Here is a 6,452-nt window from a genome sequence, read left to right on the forward strand (position 1 = left end):
AACGGGGAATCAAAAAGCTGTTATCCCGATCGCCACAGGTAGGAGCCTATGGCTTTTTCTTTTTCAGGATTAGGCTGGAGAATATGGTAATTTAGGATTTTCCAGAAAACAGCAAACCATCCAGGTTTTGTTGATAATAAGCCCGTTGTTAAAATCAAGCGTGACACCTGGAAGGTTGCATCTCCATAAGAATCAACTGATCATAGAAATTTACTGCGGATTTTAGGTATTTCTGAAATGATTTACTCCCTTTAATACAGACTTAAAATTCCGCGTTGCCCGGAGTTCTTGGGAAAGGGATCACATCCCTGATATTGCCCATTCCGGTCACGAACTGCACCAGCCGTTCAAAGCCTAGCCCAAAGCCGGCATGCGGTGCGGTACCGAACCTGCGGGTATCCAGATACCACCACATTTCGTCCTGGCTGATCTGAAGTTCTTCCATGCGGGCGGAAAGCTTGTCCAGTCTTTCTTCCCGCTGTGATCCTCCGACGATCTCACCGATACCCGGGAATAAAATATCCATGGCCGCCACCGTTTTTCCATCCTCATTTTGTCTCATATAAAAGGACTTGATGGCTTTAGGATAGTCCGTGATAATCACCGGTTTGTTGAAATGTTTCTCCACCAGGTACCTTTCATGTTCAGATTGCAGGTCGGTTCCCCATTCCTCGATGGGAAAGGCAAATTTTTTCTTCTTATTGGGTTTAGAATTTCTAAGTATTTCCCAGGCTTCCGTGTAGGTAATACGTACGAACCGGTTATTAACCACAAAGGCAAGCCGGTCCAAAAGGCCCAAGTCGCTTCTTTGATCGGCTTTTTTGCTTTTCTCTTCTTCCGCAGCCCTTTTGTCCAAAAATGCCAGGTCTTCCTTGCAGTGGGTGAGCACATAGCTGATGATATATTGGAGAAAGTCCTCGGCCAGGTCCTGGTTGTCCTCGGCGTCATAAAAGGCCATTTCCGGTTCTATCATCCAGAATTCCGCAAGATGCCTGGTCGTGTTGGAATTTTCAGCCCTGAAAGTAGGGCCGAAAGTATATACGTCAGACAGGGCCATGGCCGCCAGTTCACCTTCCAGCTGACCGGATACCGTCAGGTTGGTTTCACGTTCAAAAAAATCCTGTCTGAAATCCACAAGTCCCTCTTCTGTCTTTGGAAGCTTGTTGAGATCCAAGGTAGTGACACGGAAAGTCTCACCAGCACCTTCGGCATCAGAAGCCGTGATGATGGGCGAATGGATATAGAAGAACCCCTTGTCGTGGAAGTATTTATGAATAGCATAGGCCAGATGATGCCTTATCCGGAATATGGCGGCAAAAGTGCTGGTACGCACCCGGAGATGGGCGTTTTCCCGTAGAAACTCCATCGAATGTTTTTTGGGCTGTATGGGGTATTTTTCGGGGTCCGCTTCTCCCAGGATGTCGATGCGCTCTGCCAGAAGTTCTGTACTTTGTCCGGATCCTTGCGAGGCCACCACCCTGCCCTGTGCTTTAAGGCATGCCCCGGTATTGGCTTTCTTTAAAATTTCCTCCGAAATCCTGGAGGGATCCGCCACCAGCTGGTAGTTTTGGATGCAGGAACCATCATTAAGGGCTATAAACGTTACGTTTTTGTTGCTCCTTTTTGTTCTTACCCACCCCATAAGAGTGACTTGGCTGCCTTCAGGGGCACTTTCTATTAACTTCCTGATTTTGGTCCTGTCTTTAAAAGCCATGGTGATTCATTAAAATGGTCTAAGATGATTTTTTACCACCGGGATGGTGCAGAATTAAACTGAGTGCAAAAAAACGATATAATAAGCTTTTTATCAAAATTTTGATCTTATTTCCTAAATTTGACAATCAGTAGGACAGGACAGTCCATAATTGTGTTTAACAATTGTATTAATTATTTGCCTCAAATATTTCATTGTATAAAAAATATATGCAGAAACTGAATTTAAATCAGATCCTTTCCCAGAAACTGTCGCCGCAACAGATACAGTTTATCAAATTGCTACAGGTCCCTACGGCGGAACTGGAAGCGAGGATTGAAGAGGAATTGGAAATTAACCCTGCTCTGGAGGAAGGCAAGGAAGACAACGAAACCGAAACCGATAATGCCACGGATGAATTTCAGGATAATCCGGACACCATGGAAACCAAGGAAGATAAGGACATCAACATCGAGGATTACCTGAATGACGAGTACGGCGGGTACAAAATGCAGGGTGATGGGAATTATTCTCCGGACGAGGAAGAAAAGGAAATGCCGCTTTCCAGCACGACTTCTTTGCATGAGCAACTGTTGTCCCAACTCAACTTTTTGAAGCTTGACGAACGGCAAAGGACCATTGGAAGACAATTAATCGGCAGCATTGAGAATGATGGCTATATCAGAAGAGATCTGGAGGCTATTATCAATGACCTGGCTTTCAGTCAGAATGTGGAGACGGACTTGGACGAGGTAGAGGAAATTTTGCTGAAAATACAGGGGTTTGATCCTCCGGGTATCGCTGCCAGGAACCTTCAGGAATGTTTGGTCATACAGCTGGAAAGAAAAGAGCACCATGACGATCCCATGGTACAGAAAGCCATTTACGTGATCCAAAACTGTTTTGAGGAATTCACCAAGAAACATTATGATAAAATTCTGAAAAAGTGCAACCTGGATGAAGAAAGCCTGAAGGAGGTAATCCATATGATCACGAGACTAAATCCCAAGCCAGGGGGCATTTCGGATGGCATCATGAGGACCCAGTATGTGATCCCTGATTTTATACTCAATAATGTGAACGGGAAATTTGAAATTGTGTTGAACTCAAAAAACGCTCCGGAATTGAGGGTCAGCCGCTCCTATTCAGAAATGTTCAGTGCCTATGACAAAAGTGACAAGAAAGATAAGAAGTTGAAAGAAACCGTGACGTTTGTGAAACAGAAGCTGGATGCGGCAAAATGGTTTATCGATGCCATTAAGCAGCGTCAGCAGACCCTGATGAAAACCATGCAGGCTATTTTGGATTACCAGCAGGAATTTTTTTTGGATGGGGATGAAACCAAACTCAAACCTATGATCTTGAAAGATATAGCGGAAAAAATAGATATGGACATTTCCACGGTTTCCCGCGTGGCCAATAGCAAAACTATCCAGACTGAATTCGGGGTTTTTCCCCTGAAATATTTTTTCTCGGAGGGAATATCTACCGATGCCGGGGAGGACGTGAGCAACCGCGAGGTGAAGAGTGTGCTGAGCAGGATGGTTGAGGACGAGGACAAAAGGAAACCCCTGTCGGATGATAAGCTTGTCAAACTGTTGAATCAGAAGGGGTATAATATAGCAAGAAGGACAGTGGCCAAATACAGGGAACAATTGCAGATTCCCGTGGCCAGGTTAAGAAAAGAATTGTAGTGATCAGAAAATTAGCCTTGGCGCTGTCTGTCGTGTTTCAGCCCCTGATGGTGCCTTCCGTTATCATATCGGTGTTGTTTTATGTGGTACCTGAGGCTACGGCTGTACCTTCAGGCGCCAAATGGTCCATATTGCTGCTGATCAGCCTTACCACCTTTTTTATACCCCTTTTGGGGATCATAGGAATGAGAATGACCACCACCATCCGTTGTTTTCAAATGCCGGATAAAAAGGAAAGATTGATGCCTTTTAGTCTAATATCCGTCTTTTATATCATGACATCGGTTTTCTTTTACATTAAACTCAATGTGGACAGTCTGTTGGTGGGGACCATGTTTATGGTTACTTCCTGCTTGATTCTGCTTACCCTTGTCACCGCATTTTGGAAAATCAGCGCCCATGTCACAGGGCTGTCGGGTTTATTGGCTGTGATCGTCGTTTTACATCTCAAGTTCCATTCCAGCGACTTGCTTTATCCATTGATTCTGGCTTTGTTGATTTGCGGGGCCGTGGGATCCGCAAGGCTTTATCTTAATGCCCACAAACCCTCGGAAGTATATGGTGGGTTTGTGTTAGGATTCGCTTTTTGTTTTTTGGTGTATAGTTATTTGATATAGAGGTGGGTTTTGGGTAATTAGGGGGCGAGTACATCGATCTTTTGAAGTGTTCTCTATCCATGGATTGTCCGGTTTTTCCCGTCTAAAGTCATTTTGGTTTAGGGTAAAAAAACCATATAATCGTCGATTCCGCGTTACCGAAAGGAGCCTCTGTTTTTATCCCTATCATCCCTATCAAAAAAAGCGGTTCAATTGAACCGCTTTTTTTGATATTTTGAAGATAAATTCTATCATATCAAAACAGGGCTACGGAAACACCTAAGTTGAACTGGGAAGCCCGGGTTGCAAAAGGACCTTGTCCTTCCCTGAATACTTCATTGAGTCCATAATAAGTCCAGACGTTGAATCCGGGGAATCCTATCCGGGTATAGATCCCGTATCTTACAGGGCTTAGGCCATAATTTTGCCTGTTCTTTATCTTTTGGGTAAGGCCATCCGCATCGGTTATTTCTATTTTGGTGTGTGCATTGGCGAGCAGGCCCAATTTTGCACCCACGGCAAACCGGAAGCCCTTGCTGTAATCATTTCTGTTGAGATGATATCTGAACTCCAGGGGAATGTCCACGTAATTAACGGCCATGGTGTTGGTTTCTACGATAATATTGTCACCGTAAATTTCCCTGATGGATACCAGCTGGCTCGAATTGGGTCCCAGTTCCGGGTTGTTGATCAATGTTTGATTATCCTGAAAGGCCAATTTTTCCAATCCGAACCCGATCCCGGGATTGAAGGTGAGGCCGGAGTTCTCGCCAAGGGCAATCGGCGTTTGGTAGTATACGTTGACCACCCGTGAAGCAATAAACCGGGTGTTGAGGTCTTCAGGCCGGTTATTCAGGAAATTGAACCCGAAATCTAAAAATAAGTCGCCTTTGATATCAGGTCTTCCGCCGATGGGAGTCCTTTCCTTTTCCTGAGCGGCTACCTCAAGGGCAAAAAAGAAAGCGATGAAAATTATGGTCAGTCTTTTCATTGAAAGAATAGCTTTTTAATATTAGATCGGCTAAATTATAAAATCTTACTTGATTCCGTGAGGAATTCGTCTTAATTATTCTTAAATATAAAGAGGGGCTTCGTGCTGCGGGCAATTTCTTTTTGACTGTCCTTTTGCAATATGGGCTATATGCTGTATATTTGCATTCCATTTACAGGAAATGGCCTCGTAGCTCAACTGAATAGAGCACTTGATTACGGCTCAAGAGGTTTCAGGTTTGAATCCTGACGAGGTCACTTTGGATCGTTGATTGTGTTCCTTTTTCCGGGGCAAACCAGAAGATTACACAGAAAGGGAGTGGCAACCGGTCCGCTTCCTTTCTTTTTTGTACCGTTCCTAGTATCCTTCCCATCCGTGGCTCAACTGATATAGAGCATCCCGACATCGGTCGGGAAGGTTTCAGGTTTGAATCCTGACGAGGTCACTTTGGATCGTTGATTGTGTTCCTTTTTCAGGGGGCAAACCAGAAGATTACACAGAAAGGGAGTGGCAACCGGTCCGCTTCCTTTCTTTTTTGTACCGTTCCTAGTATCCTTCCCATCCGTGGCTCAACTGATATAGAGCATCCCGACATCGGTCGGGGGGACAGCCGTTTGTTGTCCGGTACCTTTCCAGAGTATTTTCCCTTTCAGCCAAGCTGGAATATAGACGGCAGGAAAGCTGTCGTTCCTCAAGCGGACCGGCGGGCCTTCAGGATCAAGCCGGTATCCTTGTTTTCTGAACACATTCCGTGGTGTTTTGAATAGATTCCTTGGATCCGCCTTTGCGGTTAAAGCCAAAAGTGTTTATCTTTATAACCCATTTTCCCAACCGCAAGGGGAAAATCAGGGGAAAAGAAACGATGACCTCCGGCGGTGAAGCGTTGATTAGGACCTGAAAGGTACCCTAATATTGACTGACAAAGTATCCCGGAAGCAGCCGGGAAGTTTCCTGATTTGAACACGGATAAGGTCACTTGCTGGTAAAGAGGGGGTTATGAAAATGATGGGTTTGATGACCGGAAATAAATTCAAAAAAACCTTTTTGGGTTATTGTTATTCCAAAAAAACCCTTCATCTTTGTGATCCCAAACGGGGGTTACGTTCCGCGGGAAGCCGCGGGCGGAGGATTTGAAAAAAAAGATTGATATTTTCTTGCGGGTTTCGGTTTTTCTTCCGACATTTGCAGTCCTTTTCCGGGAAAACCCCGGGAGAAGGGGTCCCCGGGCACTGTCCCGGGGCGTTCGCGCCGGGAAGCGGCGCGGGAAGTTCTTTGAAGTGATGCCAAGACATACAGCCTGAAACATAAAACGGGAAGAGAAACAAAGACCGTCCCTTTGGGGGCGGCGCGAACTTTACAACGGAGAGTTTGATCCTGGCTCAGGATGAACGCTAGCGGCAGGCCTAATACATGCAAGTCGTACGGGAATCCCCTCTTCGGGGGGGATGAGAGTGGCGCACGGGTGCGTAACGCGTATG

5 protein-coding genes, 1 tRNA gene and 1 rRNA gene are annotated in these 6,452 nt (G+C 45.5%); 4 read left to right on the forward strand and 3 right to left on the reverse strand.

Translation table 11 applies throughout. The annotated features are described in order from the left end of the window. Positions 1–262: 262 nt before the first annotated feature. A complete protein-coding gene (gene asnS / locus ACFPFU_RS07815) occupies positions 263–1,714 on the reverse strand; it encodes an asparagine--tRNA ligase (protein ID WP_377063192.1) in 1,452 nt (483 codons plus the stop codon). Positions 1,715–1,923: 209 nt separating this feature from the next. Here asnS and rpoN point away from each other — a divergent pair, with 209 nt between their 5' ends. Together rpoN and ACFPFU_RS07825 are read left to right on the forward strand one after the other, a co-directional pair. Then, entirely contained in the window at positions 1,924–3,387 is a 1,464-nt protein-coding gene (rpoN, locus tag ACFPFU_RS07820; RefSeq protein ID WP_377063194.1) for an RNA polymerase factor sigma-54, read from the forward strand. Continuing rightward, positions 3,387–4,004, forward strand: coding sequence for a phosphatase PAP2 family protein (locus ACFPFU_RS07825; RefSeq protein WP_377063196.1), 618 nt, complete (start codon positions 3,387–3,389; stop codon positions 4,002–4,004). Before rpoN ends, ACFPFU_RS07825 begins: the two co-directional genes overlap by 1 nt. Before the next feature lie 235 nt (positions 4,005–4,239). On the opposite strand, the gene ACFPFU_RS07830 is transcribed toward ACFPFU_RS07825, so the two are convergent. Continuing rightward, a complete protein-coding gene (locus ACFPFU_RS07830; RefSeq protein ID WP_377063198.1) occupies positions 4,240–4,974 on the reverse strand; it encodes a porin family protein in 735 nt (244 codons plus the stop codon). A gap of 183 nt (positions 4,975–5,157) precedes the next feature. On the opposite strand from ACFPFU_RS07830, the gene ACFPFU_RS07835 reads away from it, so the two are divergent. After that, positions 5,158–5,231 (forward strand) — tRNA-Arg (locus ACFPFU_RS07835). A 312-nt stretch (positions 5,232–5,543) separates the two neighbouring features. Here the strand turns inward: ACFPFU_RS07835 and ACFPFU_RS07840 are convergent. Next, positions 5,544–5,720 (reverse strand): hypothetical protein, encoded by a 177-nt coding sequence (locus ACFPFU_RS07840; RefSeq protein ID WP_377063200.1) that lies wholly within the window; start codon positions 5,718–5,720, stop codon positions 5,544–5,546. Between the two features lie 610 nt (positions 5,721–6,330). Between ACFPFU_RS07840 and ACFPFU_RS07845 the strand changes: the two genes are divergently transcribed. Then, positions 6,331–6,452 (forward strand): 16S ribosomal RNA (locus tag ACFPFU_RS07845); the annotation flags it as partial.

It is taken from the genome of Negadavirga shengliensis (assembly GCF_042652345.1).
Taxonomy (GTDB): domain Bacteria; phylum Bacteroidota; class Bacteroidia; order Cytophagales; family Cyclobacteriaceae; genus Negadavirga; species Negadavirga shengliensis.

Bases quoted from the DNA above. Each gene is read 5' to 3' on its own strand.
- asnS (WP_377063192.1), bottom strand. From the start codon at position 1,714: ATGGCTTTTAAAGACAGGACCAAAATCAGGAAGTTAATAGAAAGTGCC.
- rpoN (WP_377063194.1), top strand. From the start codon at position 1,924: ATGCAGAAACTGAATTTAAATCAGATCCTTTCCCAGAAACTGTCGCCG.
- ACFPFU_RS07830 (WP_377063198.1), bottom strand. From the start codon at position 4,974: ATGAAAAGACTGACCATAATTTTCATCGCTTTCTTTTTTGCCCTTGAG.